This window comes from Plesiomonas sp. (genome assembly GCF_051652165.1).
In the GTDB taxonomy this organism is placed as follows: Bacteria; Pseudomonadota; Gammaproteobacteria; order Enterobacterales; family CAMTGL01; genus Plesiomonas.
The window spans coordinates 35,081-50,369 of the sequence record NZ_JBOFTR010000015.1 but is presented as its reverse complement, the minus strand read 5'-3'; the positions used below and the strand labels follow the sequence as shown (position 1 = coordinate 50,369).

Genomic DNA, 15,289 nt, shown 5'->3' with positions numbered 1-15,289 from the left:
CTGACCAATGATAAACAGTAGCTATCTGACTTTTCCGCATATTGATCCTGTTATTTTTCAGATAGGGCCACTGGCATTGCGCTGGTATGGTCTGATGTATTTAGTCGGGTTTGTTTTTGCCTTGTGGCTAGGGTCGCGCCGAGCAGCTAAACCTAATAGCGGCTGGACAAAAGACGACGTTGAAAACCTACTGTATGCGGGTTTTTTCGGTGTATTTCTTGGTGGCCGTATCGGTTATGTACTGTTTTATAACTTTGATCTGTTTTTAGCTAACCCACTGTATCTGTTTAAAGTGTGGGAAGGTGGCATGTCATTCCATGGTGGTTTGATTGGTGTTATCACTGCAATGTGCATTTTTGCTTACCGCACACACCGCCCGATGTTTGCTGTAGCTGATTTTGTTGCGCCCTTAATTCCTTTTGGCTTAGGGGTTGGCCGTATTGGTAATTTTATTAATGGTGAACTATGGGGGCGTGTCACCCATGTTCCTTGGGCGATGGTTTTTCCTGAAGGTGGCCCATTCCCACGGCATCCTTCTCAGATTTATGAGGCCTTACTTGAAGGGCTAGTCTTATTTATTATCCTCAATTTGTTTGTGAATAAGCCACGACCTACTGGCAGTGTTTCTGGTATGTTCTTGGTTTTTTACGGATTATTCCGAATTTTTTGTGAGTTTTTCCGCGAACCTGATGCACAACTGGGTTTCTTTGATGGTTGGTTAACAATGGGGCAACTGTTGTCGGTACCGATGGTATTGGCCGGTATAGGATTAATTATTTGGGCTTACCGTCGTAATCCAGTTCAAGGTGTGCGGGGATAATATGCAACAGTATCACGATTTAATGCGTCAAGTGCTCACTGAAGGGGCGGAAAAAGACGATCGTACCGGAACGGGAACTCAATCCATTTTTGGTCATCAGATGCGCTTTGATTTGTCGAAAGGTTTTCCATTAGTAACCACAAAACGTTGCCATCTGCGCTCGATTATCCATGAACTGTTGTGGTTTTTGCAGGGGGATACGAACGTGGCATATCTGCATGAACATAACGTCAAAATTTGGGATGAGTGGGCCGATGAGCAAGGCAACTTAGGGCCGATTTACGGAAAACAGTGGCGAGCATGGGGCAGTGCTGATGGCCGAACGTTAGATCAACTCAGTACAGTGGTTGAGCAGCTAAAGCAAGATCCTAACTCACGCCGGATTATTGTGTCTGCATGGAATGTGGGTGAGCTTGATCAAATGGCCTTGATGCCGTGTCATGCTCTGTTCCAGTTTTATGTGGCAAATGGCAAACTCTCGTGCCAGTTATATCAACGCTCTTGTGATGTATTTTTAGGTCTGCCGTTTAATATTGCCAGTTATGCGCTATTAACGCACATGTTGGCACAACAGTGCGATCTTGAGGTTGGAGACTTTATTTGGACTGGGGGAGATACACATCTCTATCTAAACCATCTTGAACAAGCACAGTTGCAATTATCGCGTACGCCACGAGCGTTACCGACACTGAAGCTAAAGCGAAAACCGGCCTCTATTTTTGATTATCAATTTGAGGATTTTGAGATTACCGGTTACGACCCATACCCAGCTATTAAAGCACCTATCGCGATTTAAATATTACAGATTTAAAAATAAAGAGATCAAAAAAGGCGCTCATTAGAGCGCCTTTTTAATGGGTATTGTGTTGTCTCTCAGTATATGTAGAGCAACTTAACGGGTAGCGACTAACAAAATCCCAGGTAAAACAAAGAATACACCACCAAGATAACCAAGCACGGCTAAACGGTTTTTGATAGCCAGATTTGCTAACCCTTCAGCGGCTTTAACCGGTAAATTCCGTAGCCACGGTACACCATAAATCAAGCTTACAGCCAGTACATTAAAGGTTAAGTGTACCAGTGCAATTTGCAGAGCAAACAGTGCATTGCTACCTGATACAGCCGTTGCGGCTAACAGCGCAGTAATACAGGTTCCAATATTTGAACCTAAGGTAAACGGATACACTTCACGCAGTGTCAGCAACCCATTACCCACAAATGGCACCATGAGGCTAGTGGTGGTTGAAGAAGATTGTACCAGTACTGTGACCGTTGCTCCTGAGGCTATACCGTGCAGTGGGCCACGGCCAATTGCGTGCTTTAACAGATCTTTTGCTCGGCCAACCATCAGCCCTTTGAGCAATTTTCCCATGCCAGTGATAGCACAGAAAATCAGAGCAATCCCCAGTAAAGCCATAATCGTACCCGCCACTGTTGGCGAGACATCGGTCAGCATCGATTTGATTGCGGCAACAACCGGTTTAGTCAGTGGCTTAATAAAATCAAAGCCAACAAAATTTAAATTACCGGTTGTAGAGAACGGTGCAACTAACCAAGCACTGATCTTATCGAGAATACCAAAGGCCATCTCAAGCGGTAAGAAGATAAATACGGCCAGTAGGTTGAAAAAATCGTGAATAGTGGCACTGGCAAAAGCACGGCGAAACTCATTGTTACAACGTAAATGCCCTAAACTGACAAGGGTATTGGTTAATGTTGTTCCAATATTTGCTCCCATAATCATGGGAATAGCCGTTGTAATCGGTAAACCACCGGCAACGAGTCCAACGATAATAGACGTAACCGTACTTGAAGATTGAATCAGTGCTGTAGCCAACAAGCCAACCATCAGTGCAGCAAGTGGGTGTTCTGCAAATTCAAAAAGAGCTTTAGCGTGATCGCCTGCGGCTAATTTAAAACCATCACTTACCATTGCGACGGCAAGTAGCAAGAAATAAAGAGCAACAAACAGGGCTGACCAAGACAATAGTGTCGTCAGAGGCGAAGGTGTCGTGGAGCGTTGATCGGTAGGCATCTTGCGCATGAATGAATCTCTGATGTCATATTTATTACAGAGAATCCTAACGTTGAAATATTACAGATATATTTCAGAACAGAAAAAACCTTCAAAATAGCAGGGTGAATAGTAGATTAATCGCATACTTGTGACAGAGAACCAATCTTTTATCGAACGTTTTGTCTGTTATGTATGAGCTTATGGAATTTTTAGAATAAAACATCGGTTTTTTCGATGTAAATCATCAATAGAAACGATTTTATCGAGTTTCTATTCTGTTTTACACTGAAAATAAGACAATCAGCGAATTTATGCTGTGTAACTGTAATAAGAAGAGAAATTCTGGAGTTCTCAATGACCGATATGATTCGTCAGTTTTTACGACTGGAGTCAGCCGGAGGCATCTTGTTGATTATTGCCTCGGCGTTAGCATTAGTACTGGCTAACACTCGTCTGGAAGGGATCTACGAGCAGTTTTTGGCTATCCCTGTCGTGGTACAATTTGGCAGCTTACTGATTAATAAACCGTTGTTACTCTGGATAAACGACGGTCTCATGGCCATTTTCTTTCTACTCGTTGGTTTGGAAGTTAAACGTGAAATGCTCGTTGGGGCACTGAACAGTAAAGAGAAGGCCATTTTTCCTGCTATTGCAGCATTAGGGGGCATGCTTGCACCTGCACTGATTTATTTGCTGTTTAATGGTGATCATGAAGTGGCACGTGCAGGCTGGGCTATTCCTGCGGCAACAGATATTGCATTTGCACTTGGGATCATGGCATTGCTGGGAAAACGCGTGCCTATCAGCTTGAAGATCTTCTTGTTAGCGTTAGCAATCATTGATGATCTGGGCGTTATTGTCATTATTGCGCTATTTTATACGAGCAACTTATCACTGGCGGCATTGGCCGTTGCTATTGCCTCAACCGTACTACTGATTGTCATGAATCGGCGTGGCGTAGCTAACATTAGCTGGTACATGATTGTTGGCTTAGTGCTGTGGGTTAGTCTCTTAAAATCAGGCGTACATGCAACATTAGCGGGCGTAGTGTTGGGCTTTTGTATTCCTTTGAAAGCTCAAAATAAGCGGCCGCTTGAACATATTGAGCACAGCTTACACCCATGGGTGGCTTATCTGATATTGCCGTTGTTTGCTTTTGCTAATGCGGGTGTTTCGTTACAAGGCGTATCGGTTGATGCACTCACTTCTGCATTGCCACTGGGTATTGCTGCGGGTCTGTTTTTAGGGAAACCGTTGGGTATTTTCCTCTTTAGTGTCTTATCGGTGAAGTTTGGGTTGGCTAAACTCCCTGATGGCGTGAATTTTCGGCAGATTTTTGCAGTATCAGTATTGTGTGGTATCGGTTTTACCATGTCGATGTTTATTGCCTCGTTAGCATTTGAGCAAGCAGGTATGGAATACGGTATTTATTCACGCTTAGGTATTTTAATTGGCTCAACTCTTGCTGCGGTGATTGGTTACCTTTTATTACGGGTATTTCTGCCACCCGTGAAAAAATAAATTCTCAGAAAATGTCAGCTATTTGCAGGTAGCCATTCCTGTTAGCTAACGTCATACTGATGCGGCATCAGCCAATATAGAGAGGGGCTATGTCGCATTTAAACTTTAATCATCTGTATTATTTTTGGGCCGTATGTAAATACGGCTCAGTAGCGAAAGCGGCCGAAACGCTGTTTATTACACCTCAAACAGTAACGGGCCAAATTCGGGCACTTGAACTGCGTTTTAACGGGAAATTATTTAAACGCCATGGGCGTGGATTAGAACCAACTGAACTGGGTCAGTTGGTTTTCCGTTATGCTGAAAAAATGTTCTCTCTAAGCCAAGAGATGCTCGACATTGTCAATTATCGCAAAGAGGCCAATATATTATTCGATGTTGGTGTTGCTGATGCATTATCTAAACGTTTGGTTAGCCGTGTATTACAAGCTGCTATTCCGGCTAATGAGCAGATCCACCTGCGCTGTTTTGAATCAACACATGAGCTGCTATTAGAGCAATTAAGCCAGCATAAGTTAGATATGATCTTATCTGATTGTCCCGTTGATTCATCACAAAATGAGGGGCTCTTTTCTGTCAAGCTTGGAGAGTGTGCCGTCAGTTTTGTGTGCAGTAAACCTGCTCCAAGTACCGTATTCCCTGCTTGCTTACAAGAGCGTAAATTGCTTATGCCAGGCCGTCGTTCTGCTCTGGGTAGAAAAATACTGACGTGGATTGATCAACAAGGTTTAGATGTACAAATCTTAGGTGAATTTGATGATGCAGCACTGATGAAAGCATTCGGTAATGCGCATAATGCCATTTTTGTTGCACCGTCTTTATATGTTAATGAGCTCGTGTGTGATGACAACATGGTTGAGTTAGGCCGCCTTCCCGGATTATCAGAAGAGTACTTTGCTATTTTTGCAGATCGTATGATTAAACATCCGGCTGTACAACAAGTGTGTAGTGAGGATTTTTCTAATTTGTTTTCATCTCGTGTCAATTGTATGCTCTAGGTTGCATAATATGCGCTTGCAGCAATCCATATAACATGTAACTAACATAATAATAGAAATCAGAAAATGATGAAAAATACAGTAGAGATAGAGAGCATGGAACAAAACGTAGAGAGAGCCGTCATGCTGTTAAAAGCCATGGCAAATGAAAAAAGGCTCTTTATTCTTTGTCACTTGCAAGATAAAGAGGTATCTGTTGGGGTATTAAGTGAACGCTTAAACCTTTCACAATCGGCACTTTCGCAACACTTAGCGTGGTTGCGTCGTGATGGATTAGTGAAAACACGCAAAGAAGCACAAACAGTATTTTATTCGCTCAGTAGCCATGCAGTAAAAGAGGTTATCGGGACATTGTACCGTTTATATTGCATCGAAAAATCTGAAGATATGCGAACGACAAGTGCATGTATAGATGCCTAAGTTGTCTATAAAAAACGTTGTCGCTCTTAGAGCATGGCACGTTTATGTATGCATGAGTATCAATAAATAGCAACTGTACGTAGAGAGGAAAAACATTCTGCGTATTAAAATAAAAAAAACCGGCATAAATGCCGGTTTTTTTTCGATAACTTAATTTAGGCAATTATTACATTGCTTTGATTTGAGCTACCAGGTTCGCTTTATGACGAGCAGCCTTATTCTTGTGGATCAGGCCTTTGCTTGCCATACGGTCCAGAACAGGTTGCATGGTCGCAAATGCGGTCATTGCAGTTTCTTTGTTGCCAGTCGCGATCGCAGCGTATACTTTCTTAACGAAAGTACGCATCATGGAGCGACGGCTAGCGTTATGCTGACGACGCTTCTCAGCTTGGACAGCGCGCTTCTTAGCAGACTTGATATTAGCCAAGGTCCAACTCCCAAATATAACTTTTTTTTGGACATTTCAAAGGTCGAGGACTATGCCTTTTTCACCTTCTTTTGTCAATGGATTTGTGCAAATAAACGCCGGTTTCCCTAGGCTGGTACAAGCAGCGCATGACGGTTATTATGGTGAGCAATTTTAACAGCTTTTAATGCTGGAATACAGCATCAGAGACGTATTTCAACGAGTGAATCCATCTTGAGTAAACGTTTATTGAAATCCGGGCTGATTGTCAGCTCAATGACGCTCTTATCTCGCGTGTTAGGATTAGTGCGCGATGTGGTTATTGCTAACCTTATTGGTGCCGGTGCGGCTGCCGATGTATTCCTGTTTGCTAACCGTATTCCAAATTTTTTACGCCGTTTATTTGCTGAAGGGGCATTCTCGCAAGCGTTTGTTCCAGTACTCACTGAGTATCAAAAAGAGGGCGATCTTTCCAAAACACAAGAGTTTGTCGCTAAAGTCTCTGGTACGCTGGGGGGGCTAATCACCGTAGTCACCGTACTGGCGATGGTCGGTTCACCGATTGTTGCAGCCTTATTTGGTACAGGTTGGTTTATTGATTGGTTACACGACGGGCCAGATGCCAGCAAATATGAACTGGCCTCATTGCTTTTGAAAATAACCTTTCCTTACCTCTGGTTTATTACACTTGTTGCGTTTTCAGGGGCAATTTTAAACACCCTTGGGCAGTTCGGCGTGGCGGCTTTTTCACCTGTGTTACTGAATATCGCCATGATTGGTGCTGCAATTTGGCTTGCTCCGCATACCCAATACCCTGAAATTGGTTTAGCGATAGGGATTTTTTTAGGCGGTTTATTCCAGTTCTTATTTCAAATCCCATATATGAAAAAGGCCGGTTTGCTGGTGAAGCCTAAGTGGGCATGGAGTGATCCGGGGGTAAAAAAAATCCGTACCTTGATGATCCCCGCTCTGTTTGGTGTATCCGTGAGCCAAATTAATCTGTTGCTCGATACCTTTATTGCCAGTTTCCTGATGACAGGCTCTATCAGTTATCTTTACTACTCAGATCGTTTGCTTGAGTTTCCGCTTGGGCTCTTTGGTATTGCAATTGCGACAGTCATTTTGCCTGCGTTGTCGCGTCGGCATAATGAAAGCTCAAGCGAGCACTTTGCAAAAACCATGGATTGGGGCGTACGCATGATCTTTTTGCTCGGCGTGCCGGCTATGTGTGGTATTGCAGTATTGGCCAAACCGATGATGATGGTACTCTTTATGCGTGGCGAGTTTACCTTCGCTGATGTTAATGCTGCCTCGCTTTCATTGTTGGCATTTAACTGTGGTTTAGTTAGCTTCATGCTGATTAAAGTGTTAGCACCAGGCTATTATGCCCGCCAAGATACTAAAACACCGGTGCGCTACGGCATTATTTCGATGGTCAGTAATATGGGCTTTAATTTGCTGGCAATCCCTTTTAGTTATGTTGGGTTAGCAATCGCATCAGCGATGTCAGGTACGTTGAATGCGTGGTTGTTATACCGTGGTTTATCTTCGGCCAATGTCTATAAATTTAGCCGCCAAAGTGGGTTGCTGATAGCCAAAGTCGTCGTTGCGGGGCTCGGTATGGCTGCAACTGTATTTTGGATCATGCCCGATATTGCTGTCTGGCAAACTCAACACAACATGTTACGCATGATGTGGTTAGCGGGTCTGATAGGTTTAGCCGCGGTCGTCTACGTAGTGTTGTTACTGTTACTTGGTGTGCGTCCACGCGATTTACGTGCCGATACTGATATTGCTGGCTAAGACAAACGTCTCGAATACGGTATAATCAGCAGCTATTTTCTCTCTTGTCGCTGACGAGGTGATGTATACATGGAGCTGATACGCGGTATCCAGAATATTAAACCTCAGCATTATGGCTGTGTGTTAACTATTGGTAACTTTGATGGCGTACATCTTGGTCATCAAGCGGTTTTGCAACAAGTGAAAGCGAAAGCACAAGCCTTACAGTTACCTTTAACCGTGATGGTGTTTGAGCCTCAGCCACAAGAGCTATTTGCACCCGAACTTGCGCCTGCACGCTTAATGCGTTTACGTGATAAGTATGTGTATCTTGCCCGTGCCGGGGTTGATAGATTGCTCTGTGTTAGCTTTAATCATCACTTTGCTCAAATGAGTGCCCACATGTTTATACAGCATTTATTGGTGGATAAATTGGGTGTGGCTTTTTTAGGCGTAGGGGATGATTTTCACTTTGGTGCAGCGCGTCAAGGGAATTATGCCATGCTACAAGCAGCCGGTAGCCAGTATGGGTTTGAAGTAGTTAATAGCCATAGTTATTGTGTGGGTGAGCAGCGAGTCAGCAGTACTGCGATTCGCCAAGCACTGTATCATGATAATCTGGCACAGGCAGAGCGTTTACTGGGTCGACCTTATAGTATCAGTGGCAGAGTGTCACATGGAAAAAAACTGGGGCGAACCATTGGTTTTCCTACAGCAAATATTCCATTAAAACGCCGTGTCGCACCCGTAAATGGTGTCTATGCCGTTGAGGTCCTTGGGCTAGGAGATAAACCTTTGCCCGGAGTAGCCAATATTGGCACACGTCCAACTGTCGATGGCGTGCGCCAACAGCTTGAAGTCCATCTATTTGATGTTAATCTGAACCTTTACGGTCGCCAGCTCGAAGTTGTGCTGCGAGATAAAATTCGTCCTGAAATGCGTTTTGCTTCATTTGACGCATTGACTACGCAGATTGCACAGGATGCAAAGACAGCTCGTCACTACTTCCATCTGCCGATCGGGATCTAACTTTCTTTTGCCGAAAATACGGAATCGAGAATCAATGAGTGACAATAAATACCCTTTGAACCTTCCGGATACAGGGTTTCCGATGCGTGGCGATTTAGCTAAACGCGAACCTGGTATGTTACAGCGTTGGTATGACAACAATCTGTATGGCGCAATTCGTCAGGCAAAGAAGGGTAAGAAAACCTTCATCCTGCACGATGGCCCGCCATATGCGAACGGTAACATTCACATTGGTCACTCAGTAAACAAGATCCTCAAAGACATTATAATTAAGTCAAAAGGCCTGTCAGGTTTTGACTCGCCGTATATTCCCGGTTGGGATTGCCACGGCTTACCCATCGAGCTAAAAGTAGAGCAGCTTGTTGGTAAACCAGGTGAGAAGGTGACAGCCGCTGAGTTTCGTCAGGCATGCCGTGATTATGCTGCTGAGCAAGTGGCTGGCCAGAAAAAAGACTTTATCCGTTTAGGTGTATTGGGCGATTGGGATCACCCTTACCTGACAATGGATTTTGCAACTGAAGCGAATATCATCCGCTCAATGGCAAAAATTGTCGGCAATGGCCACCTGCACAAAGGTGCGAAGCCAGTGCACTGGTGTACAGAGTGTCGTTCGGCACTGGCAGAAGCGGAAGTTGAGTATTACGATAAAACGTCACCCTCAATTGATGTGCGTTTTCATGCTGTTGATGAGGCTGCGGTACTGGAAAAATTCGGCACGCAGGCAGGTAACGGTAAAATCTCTGTGGTTATCTGGACAACCACCCCGTGGACACTACCCGCTAACCGCGCTGTTGCACTCAATGCTGATCTTGAATATCAACTGATTCAAGCGGGTGATGAGCGGCTGATTTTGGCCAGTGCATTGGCGGAAAGTGTTCTACAGCGCGCAGGTATCACTGACTTCACTGTTCTGGCAACCTGTGTCGGTGCAGATTTAGAGCTATTGCGCGTTAAGCACCCGTTCTATGATTTTGATGTGCCGATTATTCTCGGTGAGCACGTTACCACTGATGCCGGTACTGGTGCGGTACATACTGCCCCTGGGCATGGTCAGGAAGACTTCGTTGTTGGGCAAAAATACCATCTGGAAGTGGCCAATCCGGTTGCGCCTGATGGTACTTATCTGCCAGAAACGCCGCTGTTTGCCGGTCAGTCAGTCTTTAAAGCTAATGATGCCGTACTTGATGTTTTGCGTGAGCGTGGCGCATTACTGCATTTTGAAAAGTTTCTGCACAGCTATCCACACTGCTGGCGTCATAAAACCCCGATCATTTTCCGTGCAACGCCACAGTGGTTTATCAGCATGGAACAAGCGGGTCTGCGTCAAAAGGCGCTGGGCGAAATTAAAGATGTGAAGTGGATCCCTGATTGGGGTCAGGCGCGCATTGAAACGATGGTGGCCAACCGTCCAGATTGGTGTATTTCACGTCAGCGTACGTGGGGTGTACCTTTGGCACTGTTCGTACACAAAGATACCGAAGTGCTGCATCCACGCTCTGTTGAGCTGATGGAAGAGGTTGCCAAGCGCGTCGCGGAGAAAGGTATTCAGGCGTGGTGGGATCTTGACCCAAGTGAAATTCTGGGTGCAGATGCTGCCGATTACGTCAAAGTGCCAGATACCCTTGATGTCTGGTTTGACTCTGGTTCAACACACTCGTCTGTGGTTGATGCTCGCCCTGAGTTCAACGGCCATACACCGGATCTGTATCTGGAAGGATCGGATCAACACCGTGGCTGGTTCATGTCATCATTGATGATCTCCACTGCGATGAAAGGCACAGCGCCATACCGCGAAGTGCTGACCCACGGTTTTACCGTGGATGGTCAGGGCCGCAAAATGTCGAAATCCGTCGGCAACGTGGTTAGCCCACAAGATGTGATGAACAAACTCGGTGGTGATATTCTGCGTCTGTGGGTAGCCTCTACAGATTATACCGCTGAAATGGCCGTGTCCGATGAGATCCTCAAGCGTTCTGCGGATGCGTACCGTCGTATCCGTAATACAGCCCGTTTCCTGCTGGCGAACCTGAATGGCTTTGATCCTAAGCTGCACAGCGTGCAACCAGAAGAGATGGTCGTACTTGACCGTTGGGCAGTTGGCCGTGCACAAGCGGCGCAAGCTGAGATTATGCAAGCGTATGAAGCGTATGATTTCCACATGGTGGTTCAGCGTCTCATGCAGTTCTGCTCGGTTGAGATGGGCTCGTTCTATCTCGATATCATCAAAGATCGTCAATATACCGCTAAAACGGATGGTATCGCTCGTCGTAGCTGTCAAACTGCGCTGTATCACATTGCTGAAGCATTAGTTCGCTGGATGGCACCTATCATGTCATTTACAGCCGATGAGATCTGGAACTTTTTACCAGGTGAGCGTTCTGAATTTGTGTTCACGGAAGAGTGGTATCAAGGGCTGTTCGGTCTAGCCGAAGGCGAAGAGATGAACGATGCTTACTGGGCTGAATTACTGAAAGTTCGCGGAGACGTGAATAAAGTGATCGAGCAAGCACGTAACGACAAAAAAGTTGGTGGTGCATTGGAAGCAGAAGTTACACTGTATGCCGATGATGCACTGAGCACTAAACTGCTTGCTTTGAATGATGAGCTGCGTTTTGTTCTCTTAACGTCAAACGCCGTTGTTGCACCGTTAACTTCAGCACCTGCTGATGCCGTGGCAACTGATAGCAAAGGGTTGGCTATTACATTGATCCGTTCAGCAAATGCAAAATGTCCACGTTGTTGGCACTATGCTGCTGATATTGGTTCTGTTGCTGAACATCCGACATTGTGTGGCCGTTGTGTAACCAATATCGCCGGAAACGGTGAAACACGTAAGTTTGCTTAATGAGTAAACCACTATTGTCTACAGGGCTGCGCTGGTTATGGCTGGCCGCCCTGATTTTTGCAGTTGATATTGGTACTAAATTGTGGGTGATGAACAGCTTTACGCTGTATGAATCCATTAAAATATTGCCTTTTTTCAACTTAACATATGTGCATAATCCGGGCGCTGCGTTTAGCTTTCTTGCAGAACACAGTGGTTGGCAACGTTGGTTTTTTGCAGGGATCGCCTCATTAGTTACGCTTTCGCTAATGGTGTGGATGTACAAAACACCGGTAACTCATCGGTTACCTAATTTCTCGTATGCATTGATTATTGGTGGTGCGTTAGGAAATCTGTTTGACCGATTGGTACATGGTTATGTTATTGATTTCCTCGATTTTTATATCGGAACATCACATTGGCCAGCATTTAACATTGCCGATATTGCTATCTGTCTTGGTGCTGGGCTGGTGGTGTTAGACGGTTTTTTAGCACCGTCAGAAAAAACACCTGTGCATAAATCTTAAAAGTCAGATTAGATTCATAGCATAACAGCGTTACAATCAATAGGCTGGCAGTGACCAGCCTATTTTTTCTGTCATATTGATAGTGTTATTGCGCCTTTCTTGTATGAGTTAATACTAAATAAACATCACGATTGCCGTTTTTTAAGCTTACAAAAAGGATATGTATGCTGACTTCGCAGATTCAGGCAAATAGCCGTGTTCTCGTACACTTTGATCTTTTGCTCAGTGATGGCAGTGCTGCCGATTCAACCCGTGTTGAAAATAAACCTGCTCTATTTTGCTTTGGGGATCAAAGCCTCTCTCCTGCACTTGAGAATGAATTACTTGGTTTATCGGTTGGCGATAAAAAACGCTTTACGCTGATGCCAGAGCAAGCATTTGGTTTACCTAACCCTAATAATATTCAGTATGTAGAACGTAGCCGCTTTACTTCAGAGACTGAACTTAAAATAGGGATGATTATGCTGTTTTCCCAACCTAGTGGCCAAGAGGTCCCCGGTATTATTCGGGCAATTACAGGGGATTCAGTCACCATTGATTTTAACCACCCACTGGCAGGGCAAGCTGTGACCTTTGATATTGAGATCATGGCATTAGATCCCGCAAATAAGTAAGAGATAACATCATGCAGATTCTATTAGCCAACCCCCGTGGTTTTTGTGCCGGTGTCGACCGCGCTATCAGTATTGTTGATCGTGCACTTGAACTATACGGTGCACCCATTTACGTGCGGCATGAAGTGGTACATAACCGTTACGTGGTTGAACAACTACGTCACCGTGGTGCGGTATTTGTGGAAGAGCTGCATGAAGTTCCTGATGGCTGTATTGTGATTTTTTCAGCGCATGGTGTATCACAAGCGGTACGTGCTGAGGCAAAATCACGTGAACTGACGGTATTTGATGCCACCTGTCCACTGGTTACCAAAGTGCATATGGAAGTGGCACGAGCCAGCCGCAAAGGTGTGGAAGCAATATTAATTGGTCATGCTGGCCATCCCGAAGTAGAAGGCACGATGGGGCAGTATAATAATGCTCAAGGCGGTATGTATCTGGTGGAGTCACCTGCAGATGTGGCAATGCTGGTAGTAAAAAATCCCCAGCAACTCTGTTTTATGACACAAACAACCCTCTCAATTGATGATACTTCAGAAGTCATTGATGCGTTACGCCAGCGTTTTCCTACGATTGAAGGGCCGCGTAAAGATGATATCTGCTATGCCACAACTAATCGTCAAGAAGCGGTGCGCGATCTGGCAACACGCGCGGATATTGTGCTAGTGGTAGGTTCAAAAAACTCCTCTAACTCTACCCGTTTAGCTGAGTTGGCTAATCGTTCAGGCAAAGCAGCTTATTTGATTGATGGTGCAGAAGACATTAACAAGCAGTGGTTGCAAGGCGTGAACACGGTGGGTTTAACTGCGGGCGCTTCAGCCCCTGAAATTTTAGTTAAAGCGGTGATTGACCGTTTGCAACAACTTGGTGGCCTTGCCGTAGTCGAGAATCCAGGGCGCGAAGAGAACATTATTTTTGAAGTCCCTAAAGAGCTACGTATACAGCAGATCGATTGAATATTAACTGTATTTATCCTACTGAAATATAAAAAAGAGGAAGTGTAATACTTCCTCTTTTTTTGCAAATCAGTAATAGTAGTTTTACTGCATACCCAAAACATAAAAATGGGTATCGCCACACTCAATATTAAAAGGGATAACCATGATCAAAATTGCTGTAGCAGGGGCTGGGGGGCGTATGGGTCGCCAACTGATTCAAGCGATACAATCAGCACAAGGTGTAACACTTGGTGCAGCTATTGAACGTGTGGGTTCTAGTTTGATCGGTGTAGATGCCGGTGAATTGGCTGGTATCGGTCGATTAGATGTGAAAGTGAGCGACTCATTGGCGACAGTTGTCAGTGACTTTGATGTGTTAATTGATTTTACTGTACCGGCTGCCACCTTATCGCATTTGGCCTTTTGCCGTGTGCATCAGAAAAAAATGGTTATTGGCACGACTGGATTTGATGCCGCAGGTAAACAGGAGATAGCCGATGCTACCCAGCAAATTGGTATTGTGTTTGCCTCGAACTTCAGTGTAGGCGTGAATGTGGTCTTCAAGTTGCTAGAAAAAGCGGCTGCTATTATGGGCGATTATACGGATATTGAGATTATTGAGGCTCATCATCGGCATAAAATAGATGCACCTTCTGGTACTGCGCTCTCAATGGGCGAAGTGATTGCACAAACATTGGGCCGTGATCTTGAACAGTGTGCCGTGTATGCCCGTGAGGGGATTACCGGTGAGCGCGAAGCCGGTACTATCGGTTTTTCGACCGTACGTGCTGGTGATATTGTCGGTGATCATACCGTGATGTTTGCTGATATTGGTGAGCGGGTTGAAATCTCCCACAAAGCCTCTAGCCGCATGACATTTGCTAACGGTGCAGTAAAAGCCGCCCGGTGGGTGCATAATCAGTCACCTGCGCAGTATGATATGAAAGATGTTTTAGATCTTCATACACTGTAGAGTGTCGCTCAATATTAAGCACTTCATTGCGTATTTTACGTATTGCATACTTAATAAAATAAGCATTTTTAATAAATATCTCTGCGCAGCGCCTATTTTTTGTGGTTTTGTGCGGATTTTTTATGTTTTAAAACCTATTTAAATTTGTGCGATATTTAATGCACTATTATTTCATGGCATAAATGTTATCTTGACTGGCAAACGGTTGTTTTTTGATTTTTTGTCATTATTTTGCTGATCCTGATGTGTTTTGTCTTATTTCGCTTCATTTTTATGTGTTTTTTTATCATTTTTATAGACAGGGTTTCTCTCTATCTATAGAATTTGCGCAATTTGCCAAAAATCCATAACAGTTACTACGAAGGATAAAACCGTAGTGGTGAATGAATTGAGATGCGGCAAAAGAGATTACATATTCAT

Annotated in this window: 14 protein-coding genes; 12 read left to right on the top strand and 2 right to left on the bottom strand. The window is 44.6% G+C overall.

The genetic code is table 11. The features are described from left to right. The first annotated feature begins 10 nt into the window (after positions 1-10). Complete coding sequence (gene lgt / locus ACRC53_RS08710) at positions 11-820, top strand: prolipoprotein diacylglyceryl transferase (protein WP_438643221.1); 810 nt, start codon at positions 11-13, stop codon at positions 818-820. Between the two features lies 1 nt (position 821). After that, complete coding sequence (thyA, locus tag ACRC53_RS08705; RefSeq protein ID WP_438643066.1) at positions 822-1,616, top strand: thymidylate synthase; 795 nt, start codon at positions 822-824, stop codon at positions 1,614-1,616. A gap of 96 nt (positions 1,617-1,712) precedes the next feature. Here the strand turns inward: thyA and ACRC53_RS08700 are convergent, their stop codons facing one another. Further along, positions 1,713-2,864 carry a Na/Pi symporter gene (locus tag ACRC53_RS08700; protein ID WP_438643065.1) on the bottom strand — a complete coding sequence of 384 codons (1,152 nt, stop codon included), beginning with the start codon at positions 2,862-2,864 and terminating at the stop codon, positions 1,713-1,715. Positions 2,865-3,191: 327 nt separating this feature from the next. On the opposite strand from ACRC53_RS08700, the gene nhaA reads away from it, so the two are divergent. The 3 genes from nhaA to ACRC53_RS08685 all read left to right on the top strand — a co-directional run bounded on the left by nhaA (position 3,192) and on the right by ACRC53_RS08685 (position 5,776). Continuing rightward, positions 3,192-4,358, top strand: coding sequence for a Na+/H+ antiporter NhaA (gene nhaA / locus ACRC53_RS08695; RefSeq protein WP_438643064.1), 1,167 nt, complete (start codon positions 3,192-3,194; stop codon positions 4,356-4,358). A gap of 89 nt (positions 4,359-4,447) precedes the next feature. Further along, complete coding sequence (gene nhaR / locus ACRC53_RS08690; protein ID WP_438643063.1) at positions 4,448-5,356, top strand: transcriptional activator NhaR; 909 nt, start codon at positions 4,448-4,450, stop codon at positions 5,354-5,356. A gap of 66 nt (positions 5,357-5,422) precedes the next feature. Next, complete coding sequence (locus tag ACRC53_RS08685) at positions 5,423-5,776, top strand: ArsR/SmtB family transcription factor (RefSeq protein ID WP_438643062.1); 354 nt, start codon at positions 5,423-5,425, stop codon at positions 5,774-5,776. Positions 5,777-5,942: 166 nt separating this feature from the next. On the opposite strand, the gene rpsT is transcribed toward ACRC53_RS08685, so the two are convergent. After that, on the bottom strand, positions 5,943-6,203 hold the full coding sequence (gene rpsT / locus ACRC53_RS08680) for a 30S ribosomal protein S20 (RefSeq protein WP_010864619.1): 261 nt from the start codon (positions 6,201-6,203) through the stop codon (positions 5,943-5,945). A 213-nt stretch (positions 6,204-6,416) separates the two neighbouring features. On the opposite strand from rpsT, the gene murJ reads away from it, so the two are divergent. From murJ to dapB, 7 genes are all read left to right on the top strand, one after another. Further along, positions 6,417-7,985: a murein biosynthesis integral membrane protein MurJ gene (gene murJ / locus ACRC53_RS08675; protein WP_438643061.1), complete on the top strand. Its 1,569-nt coding sequence runs from the start codon at positions 6,417-6,419 to the stop codon at positions 7,983-7,985. 69 nt (positions 7,986-8,054) lie between these two features. Further along, positions 8,055-8,993: a bifunctional riboflavin kinase/FAD synthetase gene (gene ribF / locus ACRC53_RS08670; protein WP_438643060.1), complete on the top strand. Its 939-nt coding sequence runs from the start codon at positions 8,055-8,057 to the stop codon at positions 8,991-8,993. Between the two features lie 34 nt (positions 8,994-9,027). Further along, positions 9,028-11,838, top strand: coding sequence for an isoleucine--tRNA ligase (ileS, locus tag ACRC53_RS08665; protein ID WP_438643059.1), 2,811 nt, complete (start codon positions 9,028-9,030; stop codon positions 11,836-11,838). After that, the gene (lspA, locus tag ACRC53_RS08660) at positions 11,838-12,344 is read left to right on the top strand and encodes a signal peptidase II (RefSeq protein ID WP_438643058.1); all 507 of its coding nucleotides are present in this window, start codon (positions 11,838-11,840) and stop codon (positions 12,342-12,344) included. The genes ileS and lspA overlap by 1 nt, the downstream gene beginning before the upstream one ends. A 167-nt stretch (positions 12,345-12,511) precedes the next feature. Continuing rightward, the gene (gene fkpB / locus ACRC53_RS08655) at positions 12,512-12,958 is read left to right on the top strand and encodes an FKBP-type peptidyl-prolyl cis-trans isomerase (protein WP_438643220.1); all 447 of its coding nucleotides are present in this window, start codon (positions 12,512-12,514) and stop codon (positions 12,956-12,958) included. 11 nt (positions 12,959-12,969) lie between these two features. Continuing rightward, positions 12,970-13,914, top strand: a complete 945-nt coding sequence (gene ispH / locus ACRC53_RS08650; RefSeq protein ID WP_438643057.1) for a 4-hydroxy-3-methylbut-2-enyl diphosphate reductase — start codon at positions 12,970-12,972, stop codon at positions 13,912-13,914. Positions 13,915-14,059: 145 nt separating this feature from the next. Next, positions 14,060-14,869, top strand: coding sequence for a 4-hydroxy-tetrahydrodipicolinate reductase (gene dapB, locus ACRC53_RS08645; RefSeq protein ID WP_438643056.1), 810 nt, complete (start codon positions 14,060-14,062; stop codon positions 14,867-14,869). Positions 14,870-15,289 lie beyond the last annotated feature (420 nt).

Bases quoted from the DNA above. Each gene is read 5' to 3' on its own strand.
- thyA (WP_438643066.1), top strand. From the start codon at position 822: ATGCAACAGTATCACGATTTAATGCGTCAAGTGCTCACTGAAGGGGCG.
- ACRC53_RS08700 (WP_438643065.1), bottom strand. From the start codon at position 2,864: ATGCGCAAGATGCCTACCGATCAACGCTCCACGACACCTTCGCCTCTG.
- nhaA (WP_438643064.1), top strand. From the start codon at position 3,192: ATGACCGATATGATTCGTCAGTTTTTACGACTGGAGTCAGCCGGAGGC.
- nhaR (WP_438643063.1), top strand. From the start codon at position 4,448: ATGTCGCATTTAAACTTTAATCATCTGTATTATTTTTGGGCCGTATGT.
- ACRC53_RS08685 (WP_438643062.1), top strand. From the start codon at position 5,423: ATGATGAAAAATACAGTAGAGATAGAGAGCATGGAACAAAACGTAGAG.
- ribF (WP_438643060.1), top strand. From the start codon at position 8,055: ATGGAGCTGATACGCGGTATCCAGAATATTAAACCTCAGCATTATGGC.
- ileS (WP_438643059.1), top strand. From the start codon at position 9,028: ATGAGTGACAATAAATACCCTTTGAACCTTCCGGATACAGGGTTTCCG.
- lspA (WP_438643058.1), top strand. From the start codon at position 11,838: ATGAGTAAACCACTATTGTCTACAGGGCTGCGCTGGTTATGGCTGGCC.
- ispH (WP_438643057.1), top strand. From the start codon at position 12,970: ATGCAGATTCTATTAGCCAACCCCCGTGGTTTTTGTGCCGGTGTCGAC.
- dapB (WP_438643056.1), top strand. From the start codon at position 14,060: ATGATCAAAATTGCTGTAGCAGGGGCTGGGGGGCGTATGGGTCGCCAA.